Origin of the sequence: Vibrio sp. SBT000027, assembly GCF_963894355.1 — a bacterium.
GTDB lineage: Bacteria > Pseudomonadota > Gammaproteobacteria > Enterobacterales > Vibrionaceae > Vibrio > Vibrio splendidus.
Map to the genome: position 1 here is coordinate 1,930,547 of NZ_CAWQGD010000004.1, position 18,901 is coordinate 1,949,447.

Below are 18,901 nucleotides of genomic sequence, written 5' to 3' on the forward strand. Positions count from 1 at the left end.
GAACATACATGTTGTTACTTTTTTTATGAATCATTTATCGTTTTTCTGGCTACCACAAAATAAGGCTCTTCTCTTAAAGGGTCTAGAATCAGAGTTTGCCCAACTTGTTGGCCATTCTATTTCAGCGGGAAAAATAACACTTCCTCCTATCCCTAACGTTGTACTGAAAATTCAAAAGCTTTGTACTCTCGAATCAACCGGGATTGCCGAAGTTGCCGAATGCTTACTTGAAGACCCAGGCCTCACTGCTGTCGTCATTCGAGTGGCTAACTCTGTCGTATTCAACAGACGCAACATTACTTGTGTCGATATGATGACGGCTGTGTCGCGCCTTGGCATATTAAGAGTGCGTGATATCGTTACGGCTCAGGCTATTGAACAACTCAAGCATTCAGTCAACCTGAGCAAAGAGTGTAATGAGTTACTGGTTCAGAGCGCTTCTGTCTCCAAAGAACTCGGCGCGACTATGGTACTGGTGACCAACGGCTTCAAAGAACTCTCCCCTATCGAATACCGCTACCTTGAACATGAGAAGTCACTGCTTGTTGGGTTACTGGCTGACATTGGTTTGTTCTGTTTAGTGAGCGAATACCACCTCTACCTCGAAAATGGCAATTACCTAGACCACGATATCGCCCTACAAATATTCCAAGGCCAATGTTCTGCAACCAGTAAACTGGTGCTTAATCGTTGGGGCTTCGACAGCGACTTTATTGATGTGTGCAGTAATACCATTAATAGCCACGAAGAACGCGAAGTGTCTTACTTGGATATTGCTCGAATCGCTAATCACCTGCTGATGTTCAGAAACAAGGATGAGAACATCGATGATCACGAAGTTGAACTTAACGTGACAGGTGCAGAGGTGCTTTATAAATTAAGCAACTTGAGCAAACATGATTTTAATGCAAAGCTAAGCGACGTGATCAATACTAGTGGCTTCTAAGTCACTGTTAAGTGACAAGTAAATGTAATATGAAGTAAATGCAATGGGGAAAGCATGTTTACAGGGATGATCTTTATATTTGCACCACTCGTCGTGGGGTATCTTTTTTCTATTTCGAACGATCAGACGCTAGAATTTATCAACCGCTCGACATCGCGGTTGATCTACGTGATTCTCGCGTTAATGGGGCTAAGCTTAGCCGCCCTCGATAACCTAGGCAGTAATCTGCAGACAATCCTTCTTTACACCGTCACTTTCTTTGTCTGCTTAAGTGTTTGTAACCTAATGGCACTGCCCGCTATTGATAAGTTACTGCCACTCAAAACCGACAGCAGCAAAAAGAAACTTCCCCTCTCTTCGATGGCGATGGAGTCGGCCAAACTGATCCTAGTTGTGGGTTCAGGCCTTATCGCTGGTTTAGTATTGCCTATCAGTCTTGATTGGGTTGATACCGCCAGTGAGTGGATTTTGTTTGTACTTCTCTTCTTTATTGGCATTCAACTGCGTAATAGCGGTTTAACACTTCGACAAATCTTGCTGAACAAACACGGCATGGTCATCGCAATCACGATTATCATTACCTCAATGCTAGGTGGCGTTATAGCGGCTTACATTCTGGATATCCCTCTGTTCAAAGCCTTGGCTATGTCTTCTGGATTTGGTTGGTATTCTCTGGCTGGTATCTTGATGGGTGACGCCTTTGGTCCTGTTTATGGCGGCGCTTCTTTCATGCTTGAGCTGTTAAGAGAGTTAGTTGCCCTAGTACTGATTCCAGTGCTGATTCGCAGCTATCCGTGTACCTCTATAGGCTATGCAGGTGCTACGGCGATGGACTTCACTCTACCTGTGATTCAATCAACAGGCGGTGTTCGATGTGTGCCTATCGCTATCGTCAGTGGCTTTATCCTAAGCTTGCTTGTCCCGATTTTGATGTTGTTCTTTGTATCTCTTGCTAACTAGATCGCAGGAATAGCGTTTGTTTTAGATTAGAATGCAACTCGAATACCTATGCCCAAGACACCGATACAGTTACCGAAATAAAAAGACACTAAGTGTCATTGCTCAACAAATAACGATCACGGTAACCTGTAACGACAAAGTTATAAAAAGAATAAACTTACAAAAGGAACCACTATGAAACGCCTTTGCGTCGCATTACTGCTAGCTTCAACTTCTACTTTCTCTTTTGCAGCAGATTCAATGTCTGAAACAAACCAGTGCCAAGCAAAAAAATATGATGCGTACATCGACGCCTCTTTGAATTGGTATGCCGACCTTGCTGCATTGACCTCTGAGCAATACCCAGAGCTAACAGAAGTCAGTGAGTGGTTCCTAGAAGGTCGTAAGCACCACTTTGAGCTTAATCGTGCTGCAGTAAACTACTACCTTGTGAATGACTCTAGCAAAGTGGCTACAGAACAACCTGTCGAAGGTTGGCTACAACTAGAGCAACACGACATTAAAACGCTATCAACACGTGATGATGAGCTAGGTAAAATCGCGAAAACAACGTTCGACGACCGCCAATCAACGCCTCATGCTCAAAACTACGAGTTACGTTCAGCCTTTGCAGAATTGCTTAGCCACCCTAAGCAAATCGATACGGCACTGCAACGCTACAACCAGTCAATTACTAAACTTGAAGCGATTAAGTGTAAATAACCCCTCATTTAATATGCTTTTTTGAGAAGTTGGATTTCATAATTAAGACGGGACATTGTTCCCGTTTTCGTTTAGATTGTCCCGCTCGCGTCAATATAAAAAAAAACAAATCGCTTGCTATGGTTACGGAACAAAAAACAGCAGATGTTAGCTTCGACAGTCTTTTACGTATCTTCACGGTACCTGAAGGCCCAGATTCAACACTCACTCAAATTGAAGACAAACTTTCACGAAACCTGAATCAATTCTTACGTGAACACATTGTGGCTGAAGAAAAGCCGCTGCGTGAAATTGAGAAAGATTTTTCAAATGCTCATATCCCTGAGCAGCCTGAGTTTGTTTCTGAACATACTGAGCATCTCCTCGATTCTCTCGTGTCTCACTCGGTTCATACGTCTTCGCCAAGTTTTATTGGCCACATGACGTCTGCTCTGCCGTACTTTCTGATGCCGCTTTCTAAAATCATGATTGCGTTGAATCAGAATCTAGTAAAAATTGAGACCTCCAAAGCTTTCACGCCCCTAGAGCGTCAAGTTTTGGGTATGCTACATCGCTTGATCTACCAAGACGACGATCAGTTTTATTCACGCTGGATGCACAGTGCGAACCACTCTTTGGGTGCGTTTTGTTCTGGTGGTACCATCGCGAACATTACTGCGCTTTGGGTTGCGCGCAACAATGCGTTGAAGGCACAAGGTTCGTTCAAAGGGGTAGAAAAAGAAGGCTTATTTAAAGCCATGAAGCACTACGACTACGAAGGCCTAGCCATCTTAGTTTCTGAACGTGGTCACTACTCTCTGAAAAAAGCCGCAGATGTCCTTGGTATTGGTCAAGAAGGTCTAGTATCTGTTAAGACGGATAACGACAACCGTATTTGCACTGACGATCTAAGACTCAAGATCGAGCAACTTAAGCAGAACAAGATCAAACCTTTCGCCGTCATTGGTGTGGCTGGTACAACCGAAACTGGTAATATCGATCCGCTAAGAGACATTGCTGAGGTGTGTGCCAAAACGGATTGTCACTTCCACGTAGATGCAGCTTGGGGCGGTGCGACTCTGATGTCGAACAATCATCGTCACCTGCTTGATGGCATCGAGCTAGCAGATTCAGTCACGATTGACGCACATAAACAGCTTTATATCCCTATGGGTGCGGGTATGGTGCTGTTTAAGAAGCCAGATGCGATGACAGCGATCGAACATCACGCTCAATACATATTGCGTAAGGGTTCGAAAGATCTTGGTAGTCATACGTTAGAAGGCTCTCGTTCCGGTATGGCAATGCTTGTTTATGCGTCGATGCACATCATCAGCCGACCTGGCTACGAACTGCTAATCGACCAAAGCATCAACAAAGCGCGCTACTTTGCCGACCTGATTAAAGATCAAAGCGATTTCGAACTGGTTTCAGAGCCTGAGCTGTGCCTACTGACTTACCGCTATGTGCCTGAGCCAGTTAAAGCGGCGCTGCTTAAAGCTGACGCAATAAAACGCGTTGAACTGAATGAGCTACTGAATGAACTGACCAAGTTTATTCAAAAGAAGCAGCGTGAAACAGGCAAGTCTTTCGTATCGCGAACGCGCTTAAATCCCGAAGCATGGGCACATCAACCAATCATCGTTTTCCGCGTAGTGTTAGCAAATCCACTGACAGGTAATGATATTCTTTCTTCAGTGCTTGAAGAACAGCGTGAAATCTCTAAACTAGCACCAAACTTGATGGGCAAAATCAACAAACTGGTTACGCAAATCAACGCATAGTCATTCAATTTTAGTTGCATCAAATTGAAAATTTCTTTCTTTTTGATGTAACTAAGCTGTCAGTTCATACTCAATTTGCATTCTTTTTGCTCAAACTCTCTTCCAATTCTGTAGTTTTCTAAAATTTTGTTGAGGTTTGTCATATTCTTAAGCATTCATGCCGTGTTTTTGTATTAGTAAATAGTATGTTGGGTTTATACTGACTCTATGGTGCTAGTTAGCTTGATATCTATTTGATGCATCAGTATTTACAATACCGAATATAGTTTTGGCTTTGTGCTTACTGATATTTGCTTCAGCCATACCCCCTGGTAAAAGATATTAACTAGCAAGTTGTTCTCTATACCCTTGTGAACACTATGAATACATTAGAAAAAATACAAAAAAACCTGGAAAATTTCAGCAAGTCTGAGCGTAAGGTAGCCGAAGTAATCATGGCTTCCCCTCAAACTGCAATTCATTCTAGCATTGCTACCTTAGCTAAAATGGCTGACGTGAGTGAGCCTACAGTTAACCGCTTCTGTCGTCGTTTAGACACAAAGGGCTTTCCTGACTTCAAACTTCACCTAGCTCAAAGCTTGGCGAACGGTACACCTTATGTGAACCGTAATGTTGAAGAAGATGATGGCCCAGATGCTTACACGCATAAGATTTTCGAATCAACTATGGCTTGTTTAGACGTTGCTAAAAACAGTCTAGACGCGATGCAAGTTAACCGTGCGGTTGACCTGCTGACTCAAGCAAAACGCATTTCATTCTTCGGACTGGGTGCCTCTTCTGCTGTAGCCAAAGATGCTCAAAACAAGTTCATTCGTTTCAATATCCCAATCACTTGTTTCGAAGACATCGTGATGCAACGCATGAGCTGCATTAACTGCAGTGACAACGACGTTATTGTTCTTATCTCTCACACTGGCCGCACAAAAAGCCAAGTTGAGATTGCGAACTTAGCTCGCGAGAACGGCGCAACAGTTATCGCTATCACAGCGAAAGACTCTCCATTAGATAAAGCGAGCTCGCTGTCTATCTCATTGGATGTACCGGAAGACACTGACGTTTACATGCCAATGGCAAGTCGCGTTGTTCAGATGACGGTTATCGATGTGCTAGCAACAGGCTTTACACTTCGTCGTGGTTCTGGTTTCAGAGAGAACCTAAAGCGAGTGAAAGAGTCACTTCGTGATTCACGTTACGAGAAGTATTCTCAGTTCTAATCTGTTAAGGCATGACCTGAAAACAGATGACCAGAGAACAAGTTGAATTAAAAAACGGAGCCTAGTGCTCCGTTTTTATTTATCTGTTTACAATGGTTTATGCAGTGAACTGTTCGAAGACCGTTAGATCGTCCAGCTATTGCCTTTCTCTACAACATTATTCTCAGACGCATAAGAGTTAATAATGGTAAAACTCGACTCGGTAGCCTGTTCTGGGGCAAGTTGATTAGCCTGATTCATTGAGGCTGTCTCATGATACCTCTCTCCACAACTACACTCCTCGCAAACCTGCTTCAAAATATGTACAAGCCTCTGTTGATTCAATGGTAAAGGGTTTCCTTTAATAGCCACTGATTTGAGCGCATCGGCAGACACCTCATCAAACTGAGCTTCGCAGACACCAAATTCAAGTAAGCTTGGTAGCTTGAGTGTATCCAACACTTCAGATAACCAAGTAATCGCCTCTTCTTCTTTTGCTTCTACGTTACCCGTCACTATCTGAGCGATTCGCTGATAACGCGCTAATATGTCGTTTCTTTGCTGCTCTTTCGCTACTGCTATGTTTTCTAACATCACAAATGGTGCCAAGCGCGCTGTAATCACACTGTGCGGCGCAGAAATCTTACCTCCTAACGCAGAAGCTAGCCCGTGCGCAGCACCGAGCTTAGCATTGGTTATCGCCATTCCTCCGAGCATAGAAGCGAAGGCAAGATCAGAACGCGCTTGAGGTTCATCATAGATACACGCCTGAATGACAGAACAACTCAGCTTACGCAACCCTTCTTCACAGATCATATCGGTTAACGGATTCGGTTCACCACACACATAGGCTTCCATTAAATGGGTAAATGCGTCCATAGCACCGCGGCCAGATAAATACGGATTAGTGCCATGGGTTAATGCAGGGTCAACAATCGCGACGTCAGCTAGCATCTCTGGGCTTCTAAGGCTTATCTTGACTTGGTCTTGGCCTGATTTAAGTACCGCATTTTTAGTGACCTCAGCGCCGGTACTCGCTGTGGTTGGAATAGCGATAAACGGAAGCGGTTTAGTTTTAAGAGGAACATTACGCCCAACCACTTCAACATAGTCGTATAAATTACCTTGATTGGGTAAAACCGCAGCTAACGCTTTTCCCATATCAATGGCACTGCCGCCACCCATTGCCACCACCATATCAGGTTTAAATCGCCGAGCAGACGTGGCAGCCTCTTCAACCATTTTGATATTGGGTTCACCCGAAACGGCAATGTGCTGGTAACGCATACTCTGCGCATCTAGATAATCAGTAACAAGTGAGGTGCGTTCTAATGTATTACCAGTAACCAATAACACGCTGTAGCCGTATTGATTAAAGAGAGACAATGAAGCGGGAAGTGCCCCATCACCAAAGATGATCTTTGTAGATGTCATAAATTGAAACATGGAGCCTCCTGCGCCTATGACTAAACAAAACTACGAACTCTTGGTTTTTTTGAAATTCTTGCTTTTTGGCATTTAATCTTCGGAATACAACCTTCGAAATGTAACCTTTGTACTTACAACACAATGCCTGCATCTTAAATACAAGCACACTAAAATGGGGTTACATCTGGCAGCTTACCGAATATGGTTCCATACCCAATAATAAGATGCCTCGTTCTGTGTTTGATTTTTTTGACGAGGTGCAACTTGTCACATTAAAGATGGATTAAAGTCGCAATCTTAGGGGTAATTCACACTCTAATATTAAGGGTACTTAACAATGGTAGAGGCCAGTGAACGCGACCCTACCTTTTTATGATTAATATTTGCGCTGATAGGCAAAACCTATCGTATTAAGAGGCAATTCCATCTTTATTTCCCCATGGCATTGAGGCATAGTTGGTTTTAAGAAATTTTGAGTGGCATTCATTAAAGAATAGTTAACATAATTGAGTTAACGAGCCTCATCCCGTATTTAGGAGAAATTAAATGTTTGTAGTTATTTTTGGTCGCCCTGCTTGCCCATTCTGTGTTCGTGCAAAAGAGCATGCTGAAACTCTTAAAGCTAAACGCGATGACTTCAACTACCGTTACGTTGACATCCACGCTGAAGGCATCAGCAAAGCTGACCTTGAGAAGACTGTTGGTAAGCCTGTAGACACAGTGCCACAAATCTTCATCGACCAAGACCACATCGGCGGCTGCACAGAATTTGAAGCATACGCAAAAGAAAACCTAGGTCTTTTCGACTAAGCTAAGATTTCTCTTACGAGATCCAATGCTAAAGCCTAAAACAGCTAACCAATTCAAGCGTTAAACTGTACGATTTATATCAAGCCCGCTCACTGTAGCGGGCTTTTTTTATGACCAGTTTTCGTACGGAATAATAATAAAGTCAAAATCAAGTAAAATAGCAAAATATCGCTTATATTTTATTTATATTTAGATACAATTCACCTCTCAAACTTACCCTGTGTTTCACGCCAATTATTGAGCGACCACTGTGAATATCGACGTTGTTTTTCTGTTAGAACAAAACCCCATTCTCCTCATCTTTGTTGTTTTATCGATTGGATTAGCCATTGGTAAAATTCGTTTCGGTAGCCTCCAACTTGGCAATTCAATCGGTGTTCTGATTACTTCCCTTATCATGGGACATCTTGGTTTTTCGTTTAACGCTGATGCGCTCACGATTGGCTTCATGCTTTTCATCTACTGTGTTGGTATTGAAGCAGGACCAAACTTCTTCGGTATCTTCTTCAGAGACGGTAAGCATTATCTCATTCTGAGCCTTGTGGTTCTCTCTACCGCAATTGCTTTAACGTATTTCAGTAGCCACTACCTTGGGTTAGGCTTTGGTTTATCCGCAGGCATGATGGCGGGGGCCTTAACAGCAACGCCGATATTAGTAGGTGCTCAAGATGCTCTGAATTCTGGGCTTGCAGAATTGCCAAGAAACATGGATATAGGCCTGATCATCGAAAACCTTTCAGTTGGTTATGCGATGGCTTACTTAGTTGGCTTAATCAGCATGATTATGTTTGCTCGCCTTATTCCAAAGCTTCAGAAAGTTAACCTACACGATTCAGCTGAGCAAATCGCCCAAGAGCGTGGATTAGGTGCTTCAGGGCAACGTAAGGTTTACCTTCCAATCATACGAGCTTACCGCGTAGGACAAGAGCTTATCTCTTGGACAGACGGTAAGAACCTTCGTGAACTGGGTATCTATCGCCAAACGGGCTGTTACATCGAGCGTATTCGCCGTAATGGTATTCTTGCCCATCCAGATGGTGATGCGATCCTGCAAGAAGGTGATGAAATCGCATTGGTAGGTTTCCCTGATAGCCACGCGCGTCTCGACCCAAGCTTCCGTAATGGTAAAGAGGTTTTCGACCGTAACCTTCTCGATCTTCGTATCGTGGAAGAGGAGATTGTCGTTAAAAGTGACAGCATCGCAGGTAAGCGCCTATCCGACTTGAACCTATCTGAATACGGCTGTTTCCTTAACCGCGTAGTACGTGCTCAAATTGAAATGCCGATGGACTTAAATATCGTGCTTTCTAAAGGCGATGTCCTGCAGGTGAGTGGCGAAAAGAGCCGCGTTCACGGTCTAGCTGAGAAAATTGGTTTCATCTCAATCCACAGCCAAATGGCGGATTTGATGGCCTTCTGTAGCTTCTTCATTCTGGGTATTTTGTTTGGTTTGATCACCATGACATTCGGTCAGGTGTCGTTTGGATTAGGTAATGCGGTTGGCCTGCTTTTATCCGGCATCATGCTTGGCTTCTTAAGAGCAAACCACCCTACTTTCGGTTATGTGCCTCAGGGGGCATTGAACATGGTCAAAGACCTGGGTTTGATGTTCTTCATGGTCGGTATCGGCTTGAGCGCCGGCGGTAAGATGTTTGAACACTTGACCCAAGTAGGCCCTCAGGTCATCGGTATTGCTCTAGTAGTGAGTGTGCTACCAGTATTCTTCGCTTACTTGGTGGGTGCTTACGTATTGAAGATGAACCGAGCTCTACTATTTGGTGCCATCATTGGCGCGCGAACCTGTGCTCCGGCGATGGACATCGTAAATGACCACGCTCGCTCAACTATCCCAGCTCTGGGTTACGCGGGTACGTACGCGATTGCCAATATATTGATGACCTTAGCAGGTACTTTCATTATCATCATTAGCTAGCGTCTGCGGCTTTAAAAGCAGTCAAGCTTAGATATTTCGAATGCACTAATTCATCTTTGGATTAGTGCATTTTTTATTACTTCTTCTCAGCTTTTAACGCATCCCAAGTCTGCTCTTTAAATCTCTTCACATCTCGCAACTTGAATCCCGCATCCGCTCTTAAATCTTTTCGCATCTCGTAACTCGAATCCCGCATCTGCTCTTAACTTCTCTTCGCATCTCGCCACTCGTATCCCGCATCTGCTTTTATTTTTCCATGCCTGCTTTTAATCTCTTTCCTCAAACGACGGACAAAAAATAGGCGCTCAGTGAGCGCCTATTTCGTTTTGATTCGATTGTTTGAATTAGATGTCAGCTACATCAAATTCAACAGCAGTATCAACGTCAGCTTCGTAATCAACGCCTTCAACACCAAAACCGAACAGCTTCAAGAACTCTTCTTTGTACTCAACGTAGTCAGTCAGTTCTTTCAGGTTTTCAGTTGTGATTTGAGGCCATAGGTTACGACAATGCTCTTGAATGTCGTCACGAAGTTCTAAGTCATCTAGACGTAGACGGTTCACTTCATCAACTTCTGCTGCGCTGCCATCTGCTTTGTACAAACGTTGGCTGAACATACGGAAGATCTGTTCCATACAACCTTCGTGAATACCTTCTTCACGCATCTTCTTGAACACCATAGCGATGTAAAGAGGCATAACAGGAATCGCAGAGCTTGCTTGAGTCACAACAGACTTAAGAACAGCAACGTTTGCAGTACCGCCAGTTTGGCCTAGTTTTTCGTTCAGCGCTGATGCTGCACGATCTAGATCCATTTTAGCTTTACCTAGCGCGCCATCCCAGTAGATTGGCCACGTTAATTCAGTACCGATGTAGCTGTAAGCAACAGTCTTACAACCGTCAGCTAGAACACCCGCTTCAGAAAGTGCGTTGATCCAAAGTTCCCAATCTTCACCGCCCATTACAGTAACAGTGTCTTTGATCTCTTCTTCGGTAGCAGGCTCAACGCTTGCTTCGATGATCGCATCTTTGTTTGTATCTACCGCTGTAGATGTGTACGTTTCGCCGATAGGCTTAAGAGCTGAACGAATTACTTCGCCAGTCTCAGGCATTTTACGCACTGGAGACGCCAGTGAGTACACAACCATATCGATTTGGCCTAGATCTTCTTTGATCAGGTCAATTGTTTTCTGTTTCGCTTCGTTAGAGAAAGCATCGCCGTTAAGGCTTTTTGAATACAGGCCTTCTTCTTTAGCTAACTTGTCGAACGCTGCTGAGTTGTAAAAGCCAGCTGTGCCCGGCTTTTTCTCAGTACCGGCTTTCTCGAAGAAAACACCGATAGTTGAAGCACCGCCACCAAATGCAGCCGCAATACGTGAAGACAAGCCGTAGCCACTTGAAGAGCCAACAACGAGTACACGTTTAGGTGCGTTTGCGATTGGGCCTTGAGCTTTTGTGTAAGCAATTTGTTCTTTTACATTAGCTTCACAACCGACTGGATGTGTTGTAGTACAGATGAATCCGCGAATTCGAGGTTTGATGATCATATTCAACTTCCTTAAAAAATCAGGGTAAGGATAAAAGTTTCGTACGCAAATGGCATCTAATTTCTGTAAAAATGTGGTGAAAATGCAAGTGGTTGGAGCACTCAGCGGATATTTGCTGACTAAGTCACCATTTGTTAACGCATCTATTGCGACTTCTACGACAAAAACAAAAAAAGGCACCTTATTAGGTGCCTTTTATCATTTCTTTATCTAAGCAACGCTATTTAGCTTAGGTTTTAACTCTTTTCGCGTCAAAGTTTCACTAAAGTCATGACTGAAGTGGTCAACTTGAATCGCTGTGTAGCGTAGTTTATCAGCAGCAACAATTTGGTCGACTTCTTCTTGTGTCAGAACATCAGCAGCAAGTGCTTGAGCCAGTTTATCCGCAAGCAAGCCTTTACGAGCCACTTTGCCCTCTTTCACTGCTTTGAAGATCTTACGCTCCAGAGGCTTGATGCTGTACATCGCATTGAAAGCATTCTCCATAAGGCCAACACTATCATCTTCCTCTTTGCCAATGTAACAAAGGTGAGTCAGACGTTCACGGTGTGCTCCCGGAGTCATCAAGCTTTCTGCTAGTTGAACTGTTAGGTTATCACTCGGTTTCTCGAAGTGGTTACCGACAGGGAAAACTAGACCTTTAAGTACTTTACCCACCATCTTGTTCGGGAAGTTTCTGTACGCTTCCTGCAGCGACTTAGCCGCATTATGGAAACAGTGTTGAACCGCGTAATGTACGTAGTCTAGGTCAGCTTGTTGACGACCTTCGTCTTCATACTTCTTAAGCGCAGCCGACGCCATGTATAGGTAACTTAGACCATCACCCAAACGTGCAGAGATAAGCTCTTTACGTTTCAGTTCACCACCTAGCGTCAACATTGCGAAATCCGCACTCACTGCAAGCGCACGGCTCAAACGAGTCAAATCTTGGTAGTAAGGCTTCGTTGGGCCGCTCATGTCGGCTTTAATGAACTTAGAGCCAGTCAGTGCCGCACCAAAAGCACCGAACGTGTTTTTAGTTGCGTGTGAGATGTGCTTGAACAACAAGCTATCAAAGTCTTTTGCACCTTGCTTCTCGTCTGGGTTCGCTGCCGCTTCCATTTCGCTCAATACGTATGGGTGACAACGTGTCGCACCTTGACCGAAGATCATCAGGTTACGAGTTAGGATGTTCGCACCTTCTACTGTGATAGCAACTGGAATACCTAGGTAAGGCGCAGCCAAGTAGTTCATTGGGCCATCTTGAATTGCACGACCTGAATGGATATCCATTGAGTCATTCAGAATAGTACGTGCCATTTCTGTCATGTGATATTTGGCGATAGCCGTTACGATACCCGGCTTCTCTTTCATATCAAGCGAAGTGGTTGTCAGTGTACGAGTCGCTTCTAATAGATACGTTAAACCACCAATACGTCCAAGGCTCTCTGCAACACCTTCAAACTTACCAATCGACATACCGAACTGCTTACGAACATAAGCGTATGCGCCGGTCGTTTTCGCTGTTAGGTGGCCCATCGCCGTGCCAAGTGCTGGTAATGAGATACCACGACCTGCAGACAGACATTCCACCAGCATACGCCAACCTTTACCTGCGTAATCTGCGCCACCGATTAGCCATTCCATAGGAATAAATACATCGTGACCGCGTGTTGGACCATTCATAAACGCAAGACCAAGTGGGTCATGACGCTCACCAATCACAACACCTTCATGGTCTGCCGGGATTAGTGCGCAAGTGATGCCAATGTCTTCTTTGTCACCCAGTAGCTTTTCTGGATCGTGCAGTTTGAAAGCCAGACCAAGTACCGTTGCCACTGGTGCTAGCGTAATGTAGCGCTTGTTCCAGTTAAGCTTGATGCCTAGTGTCTCTTTGCCTTCGTGCATGCCCATACAAACGGTACCGACATCAGGGATACCACCCGCATCAGAACCTGCTTCAGGCCCTGTTAGTGCGAAACAAGGGATATCTGTACCGTCAGCAAGACGAGGTAACCAGTAGTCTTTTTGATCTTGAGTTCCGTAATGAGACAGTAGCTCACCAGGGCCAAGAGAGTTTGGAACCATTACCGAAACCGCAGTACTGATACTACGCGTCGCAATTTTAGTTACGATGGTAGAGTTTGCGTGCGCTGAAAATTCACGACCGCCGTACCCTTTCGCGATAATTAGCGAGAAGAAACGCTCTTTGCGTAAAAAGTTCCAAACTTCCTCTGGAAGGTCTCGGTCTTCTTTCACAATTTTGTGGTCATCAAGCATAGCGAGCAATGTTTCAAGTTCATTATCCATGAACGATTGCTCTTCTGCTGTCAGCTGAGGTTTTGGGTACTGGTGAAGCTTAGTGAAATCTGGTTTACCAGAAAACAGCTCTCCGTCCCACCACACGCTACCCGCTTCCATCGCTTCTTTCTCGGTGCTAGATAGTGGTGGTAGTACTTTTTTAAAGAGTTTAAAAGCTGGGTCACTTACCCATTTTTGTCTTAGAGAGCTCATAGTTCAGATCCTTTTGTTCACTATATTGTTTGTGAATATTTTGCTTTTTATTGTTTTATTCTTTTGCTGACATGCCAGCGGCCAAAAATGGAATGAGAATATCGACCACGGCCTTCGCATCTATCTTTGTGTCGTAGTCATTCTCTGCAATTTCTATTAGAGCTTGGCTAGACGCCATGGTGAAAACACAAGTCCCAAGGGTGAAGTGTAAACGCCAAAATAACTGCTCTTGAGTGAGGTTCGGATTAGCTTTCATTACTGACGTCGTAAACAGAGTCAGAACTTCGCTGTAGCGAGTTGTAATGAACCAACGCAAGTGACCTTGCACATCCGTATAACCTCGACCGATGAGTAACATAAATCGGCTGGTACCGTTTGGCCTTACATCATTCAGTGCTCTTAGCGGCTGTCTTAAAGACTCAAACACATCACTCATAGAATACGTTTCGTTCAAGTTTAAGTTCACTAAAGCGTCTTGCAATGCAGGCATAAATGCTTCTAAGTATCGATTGAGTACCGCACGAACCAGAGTCTTCTTATCGCCAAAGTGGTAGTTCACTGAAGCAAGATTGACATTGGCTTTACCCGTAATAGTGCGTAAAGAGGTGTCATTGAAACCGTGCTCAGCAAATAAGCCTTCAGCCACATCTAAGATTTTGTCTTTGGTTGTACTTCTTGGTGCCATTTCAATCACTCGTATTAAACAACTGTTTGAAATATACGCTTAGAACATTTATTTAACAAGCAAGCAACATCACACTTTCACCAATTGGTCGTACCAGTTAGCAAGAATCAGCTCTAACCGATTGAATCGATGTACGTTTAATAAAAAAGGAAAAATTATTGAATTTTCTGGGAACTGAATTAGAAATGGAGGGTCATAAATTAAGTAGAAAACAGAGTATTTAGAAGTTTAACAGGCCGTCAAACTTGTTTCTCTCCCTGCTTTCTTAATTACTGCATTTTCCTTATTAACTCCTATACTTGTATCCGCCCAAACCGCATTGGTTTGGGCTTTTTTTTGCCTATGATTCAAGCAGCTTTTAATTTCAGGCAACTTTTCTTCGGCTACTCCTGAGCGCAAAAAGCCCCCGAAACCGAGGGCTTTCATTACGTCAAGCTATGGAGCATTCCACGATGCCTATTAGGCTGCATCGTTTTTAATAAGCTCTCCCAATATTGCGAGATCATTACCCAAGTCAACTGAAGCACCCATTTCCGTAGTGATCCCTTCTATCACGATTGTTTGAACGTCGTCTCCACCATTGATTGGAATAGACAAAGCGATGTCTTCGCCATCGAACGACACTTCGATCATATCAAGAAGCTCGGCCATTTGAGTTTCGTCTTGTGGATCTTCAATCAGATCATTTAGGTCGATCAAATCACCAGAACCATTGGTATAAAGCTCAAAGTCTTTAATGATGTCTGTACCATTATCGAGTACAGAGTCTAACCAGGTGAAAATATTGTCATCGCTATCACCAATAAGCAGATCATTCCCAGAGCCCGCAAATAAAGGCTCGTTACTCGCAGCACTAGTCACGTTATATTGTTGTGGTTCTTCAATATCAACCGTCACCGTTTCGACTGTACTTTCAGCGCCATTTGAATCTACTGCGACATAGTCAAATTGAGGGTCATCGGTTACAGCTTCATTACCTTGTACGTAACGCAACTCCCAATTACCACCGGAAGATGAAAGCTCCATACCAACAATCGGATTACTTGGTGACGAGTAGCTGAACTCGTACAGGATCTGCTGGTTGCCTGTATCGCCTTCATCTTTTTGGTATTGCTCACTAGCTGTTGTCCCGTCAGCAAAGGTATAAATCACTTCAATATGTACACTGCTATTCGTATTGAACTCTCCGCCCAGCCCATCTAATCCAAAATGAACAACATCAAGTGGGTTGTTGGTAAAGTCGATGATCAAGGTCTCCTGCATGTTCATACCTTTACCATCAGTATCACCAATCCCATAACCAACATGAGGCTGTTCACCTTGATACTGTTGTAGGGGTTTGTCGTTATTGTCATCAATCGATAGCGTAATGGTATTTCCGTTAGCTAAGGTAATTAGCCTTTCGGTTGGTGATACCGCGACACCCCAATTATAGAAACCATCAACGAGATCTGGCATATCGTCTGGATCGCCACTGAAGCCCATTTCAAACATCTCTCCGGGCCCAGCAACGAAGCTAATATTGTTTGGAACAAACAACACACCGTTGTCGACGTCAGACTGCGCAATTTCTCTCGTGATGCCATTTTCATCGGTATACAAAAGGCTACCGTTGGTTGGCAAACTTTCTATCCGAATATTAAGTGGAATGTCGTCATGGTCATCTTCGATATCTGAGATGTAATCAGGCATACCGCCATCTTCCGAATCGAAGAGGATTGGTATGATCGCGTCTTCATCATTGACGACCGTAAAGCTGGTCGCTTCAGGCGCATCGTTGACACCATTAATTGTTATCTCGATAACATGCTCGACACCATCGATGGCGGTTACGACATATCGCTCAATAACCGTGTCATCATCATTCAAGTATTGAACCGCATCGTTATCAACGACATAACTCCATGCCCCTTCGGGAGTAATCGTTAACATCCCCAAAGCAAGTGCATAAGTAGACCCAATAGGGCTAAACACACCATTAGGTTTAAAGGCCGGCATATCACTGGTATCGACATCGGTAATCGTTAAAGTACCAGACACCGAGAGTTCGTTGGTATCAGGATCGACATCAACATCTTCCGTCACCTCACCCATATTAGAGTCACCTTCGCCAACGGTGATCTCAGATGGATCATCAGCACCGTTAATGGTGATGGTCACTTCACTTGTGGTTCCGTCAATGGCAGTAACAGTGTAAACCTCGGTGACAAACTCATCGTCATCAAGATATTGCACATCGTCGTTGTCTACCACATAAGTCCATTCGCCATCGTCGGTAATCGTCAACATACCCAACGCGGTATCATTGGTCGAACCTTCAGGGTTAAACGTTCCGTTAGGTTGAAAAGCCGCGACATCGTTAGCATCAACATCGGTAATCGTCAGTGTTCCCGTCGCCATCAAGTCGTTGCTTTCTGGATCGACATCAACATCTTCCGTCACCTCCCCCATATCAGAGTCACCTTCACCAACGGTAATCTCAGATGGATCATCAGCACCGTTGATGGTGATGGTTACTTCACTGGTGGTTCCGTCAATCGCAGTAACAGTGTAAACCTCAGTGACAAACTCATCGTCATCGAGATATTGCACGTTGTCGTTGTCTACGACGTAAGTCCATTCGCCATCGTCGGTAATGGTCAACATACCTAACGCGGTATCATTGGTCGAACCTTCAGGATTAAACGTTCCGTTAGGTTGAAAAGCCGCAACATCGTTAGCATCAACATCGGTAATCGTCAGTGTTCCCGTCGCCATCAAGTCGTTACTCTCCGGATCAACATCGACATCTTCCGTCACCTCACCCATGTCTGAGTCACCTTCCCCGACAGTAATTTCGGATGGATCATCAGCACCGTTAATGGTGATGGTCACTTCACTGGTGGTTCCATCAATCGCAGTAACCGTGTAAACCTCGGTGACAAACTCATCGTCATCGAGATATTGCACGTTGTCGTTGTCTACGACGTAAGTCCATTCGCCATCGTCGGTAATGGTCAACATACCCAACGCGGTATCATTGGTCGAACCTTCAGGATTAAACGTTCCGTTAGGTTGAAAAGCCGCGACATCGTTAGCATCAACATCGGTAATCGTCAGTGTTCCCGTCGCCATCAAGTCGTTACTCTCCGGATCGACATCGACATCTTCCGTCACCTCACCCATATCAGAGTCACCTTCGCCAACGGTTATGTCAGATGGATCATCGGCACCGTTAATCGTGATAATTACTTCGCTCGTGGTACCGTCACTGGCTGTAACGGTATAAACCTCAGTCACGAATTCATCGTCGTCTAGGTACTGCACGTCATCGTTATTGACTACGTAAGTCCAAGCGCCGTCAGGTTCGATGCTCAATACGCCAAGTTGTGAGTCGTTTGTTGAACCTACGAGGTTAAACTCACCATCAGCTGAGAAGGTAGGAGTGTCGCTATCTACGTCTGTAATCACGATCTGACCAGACGTCACTAATTGGTTGGTGATGTCATCGACATCAATGTCCTCAGTCACACTGCCTGAATCATCAGTGGCTACAGCCGCATCATCAGTACCAATAATAGTGACTGTAATGACTTGCTCACCTCCATCAGAAGTTTGTACTGTGGTTGTATCTTGAATTTGCTCGCCGTCAGCAAGTTCATCATAAGGACTGTTGGCTACGAAGGTCCAAGTACCATCCTCATTGACGACAAAGGTACCGAGGTCATTGTCTCCAGCGACCTCTTTGCCAATAAAGGTAACGTCCGGGTCGTCGCTGGTTAAGGCGCCACCGGTTTCAATTGGTTCATCCTGCTCAAACTCAATAACGTTAGTTTCACCTGAAATAAGCGCAAAAGCGATGATATCAAAAAGAGCAATACTTTGAGTTTCTGACAATCCTTGAGACTCAAACCCGTCAGTTTCAAAATTCGTGGCAGCTTGAGTTTCAGCCCCAGTACGTTCAATCCTACCGCTGTTGGTCAAACTCGAGCCTTCCTCACCAGCTGCAGTGTCAAACTCATCTCCTAGTTCCGTTGGATCAAATCCTTCTTCGATAGCACGCTGAACTTGAGCGATCGCATCATCAGTATCTAGTACATTTTGTTGGCCCTGGTTATCTACAAAACGTGCAGAAACACTTGGCACATTTTCTTCACTAGTATCAAAACTGATAATTACGTCGCTAGCCGCTGGTTGTTCGCCCGGAGACAAACGTCTAACTTGGCCTTGAGCGTCGAGCACAACACTCCCGCTAGCAAGACCTAGTATATTTAGGTTGATGTTTCCCATATCCATATTCCCACTTCTGCCCAGAACATGCCAAACGCGGATTCAATCCCACTCTGCGCTGTGGCTATTTCCTACACTAAATTTAGTAGTGTCACTATTGATAATCAACTCACTAGAAGGGTGTAAATTTGGCGATTTTCAAATTAGTCAATAGCAATAGCGACTTACATTC

Annotated in this window: 12 protein-coding genes; 7 read left to right on the forward strand and 5 right to left on the reverse strand. The window is 44.4% G+C overall.

Annotated elements, in window-relative coordinates; all coding sequences use genetic code 11:
* Window positions 1–25: 25 nt before the first annotated feature.
* From AACU28_RS18410 to AACU28_RS18430, 5 genes are all read left to right on the forward strand, one after another.
* Window positions 26–946, forward strand: a complete 921-nt coding sequence (locus tag AACU28_RS18410) for an HDOD domain-containing protein (RefSeq protein WP_004734690.1) — start codon at window positions 26–28, stop codon at window positions 944–946.
* 54 nt (window positions 947–1,000) lie between these two features.
* Complete coding sequence (locus AACU28_RS18415) at window positions 1,001–1,906, forward strand: lysine exporter LysO family protein (RefSeq protein ID WP_121603413.1); 906 nt, start codon at window positions 1,001–1,003, stop codon at window positions 1,904–1,906.
* Window positions 1,907–2,080: 174 nt separating this feature from the next.
* Window positions 2,081–2,608: a hypothetical protein gene (locus AACU28_RS18420; protein WP_004734688.1), complete on the forward strand. Its 528-nt coding sequence runs from the start codon at window positions 2,081–2,083 to the stop codon at window positions 2,606–2,608.
* A gap of 119 nt (window positions 2,609–2,727) precedes the next feature.
* Window positions 2,728–4,371 carry a pyridoxal-dependent aspartate 1-decarboxylase PanP gene (gene panP, locus AACU28_RS18425; protein WP_121603414.1) on the forward strand — a complete coding sequence of 548 codons (1,644 nt, stop codon included), beginning with the start codon at window positions 2,728–2,730 and terminating at the stop codon, window positions 4,369–4,371.
* 359 nt (window positions 4,372–4,730) lie between these two features.
* Window positions 4,731–5,585 (forward strand): MurR/RpiR family transcriptional regulator, encoded by an 855-nt coding sequence (locus tag AACU28_RS18430; RefSeq protein ID WP_004734686.1) that lies wholly within the window; start codon window positions 4,731–4,733, stop codon window positions 5,583–5,585.
* Between the two features lie 123 nt (window positions 5,586–5,708).
* Here AACU28_RS18430 and AACU28_RS18435 read toward each other — a convergent pair whose 3' ends face one another.
* Complete coding sequence (locus tag AACU28_RS18435; protein WP_121603415.1) at window positions 5,709–7,010, reverse strand: iron-containing alcohol dehydrogenase; 1,302 nt, start codon at window positions 7,008–7,010, stop codon at window positions 5,709–5,711.
* A 528-nt stretch (window positions 7,011–7,538) separates the two neighbouring features.
* Here AACU28_RS18435 and AACU28_RS18440 point away from each other — a divergent pair.
* Window positions 7,539–7,802 carry a GrxA family glutaredoxin gene (locus tag AACU28_RS18440; protein ID WP_009847069.1) on the forward strand — a complete coding sequence of 88 codons (264 nt, stop codon included), beginning with the start codon at window positions 7,539–7,541 and terminating at the stop codon, window positions 7,800–7,802.
* Window positions 7,803–8,052: 250 nt separating this feature from the next.
* On the forward strand, window positions 8,053–9,735 hold the full coding sequence (locus tag AACU28_RS18445; RefSeq protein ID WP_017077841.1) for an aspartate:alanine antiporter: 1,683 nt from the start codon (window positions 8,053–8,055) through the stop codon (window positions 9,733–9,735).
* A 344-nt stretch (window positions 9,736–10,079) separates the two neighbouring features.
* On the opposite strand, the gene fabV is transcribed toward AACU28_RS18445, so the two are convergent.
* From fabV to AACU28_RS18465, 4 genes are all read right to left on the reverse strand, one after another.
* Window positions 10,080–11,282 (reverse strand): enoyl-ACP reductase FabV, encoded by a 1,203-nt coding sequence (fabV, locus tag AACU28_RS18450; protein WP_004734683.1) that lies wholly within the window; start codon window positions 11,280–11,282, stop codon window positions 10,080–10,082.
* Window positions 11,283–11,492: 210 nt separating this feature from the next.
* On the reverse strand, window positions 11,493–13,775 hold the full coding sequence (locus AACU28_RS18455) for an acyl-CoA dehydrogenase (protein ID WP_004734682.1): 2,283 nt from the start codon (window positions 13,773–13,775) through the stop codon (window positions 11,493–11,495).
* Between the two features lie 55 nt (window positions 13,776–13,830).
* Window positions 13,831–14,460 (reverse strand): TetR/AcrR family transcriptional regulator, encoded by a 630-nt coding sequence (locus tag AACU28_RS18460; protein ID WP_029222147.1) that lies wholly within the window; start codon window positions 14,458–14,460, stop codon window positions 13,831–13,833.
* 459 nt (window positions 14,461–14,919) lie between these two features.
* The gene (locus AACU28_RS18465; RefSeq protein WP_121603416.1) at window positions 14,920–18,729 is read right to left on the reverse strand and encodes a VCBS domain-containing protein; all 3,810 of its coding nucleotides are present in this window, start codon (window positions 18,727–18,729) and stop codon (window positions 14,920–14,922) included.
* Window positions 18,730–18,901: the final 172 nt, after the last annotated feature.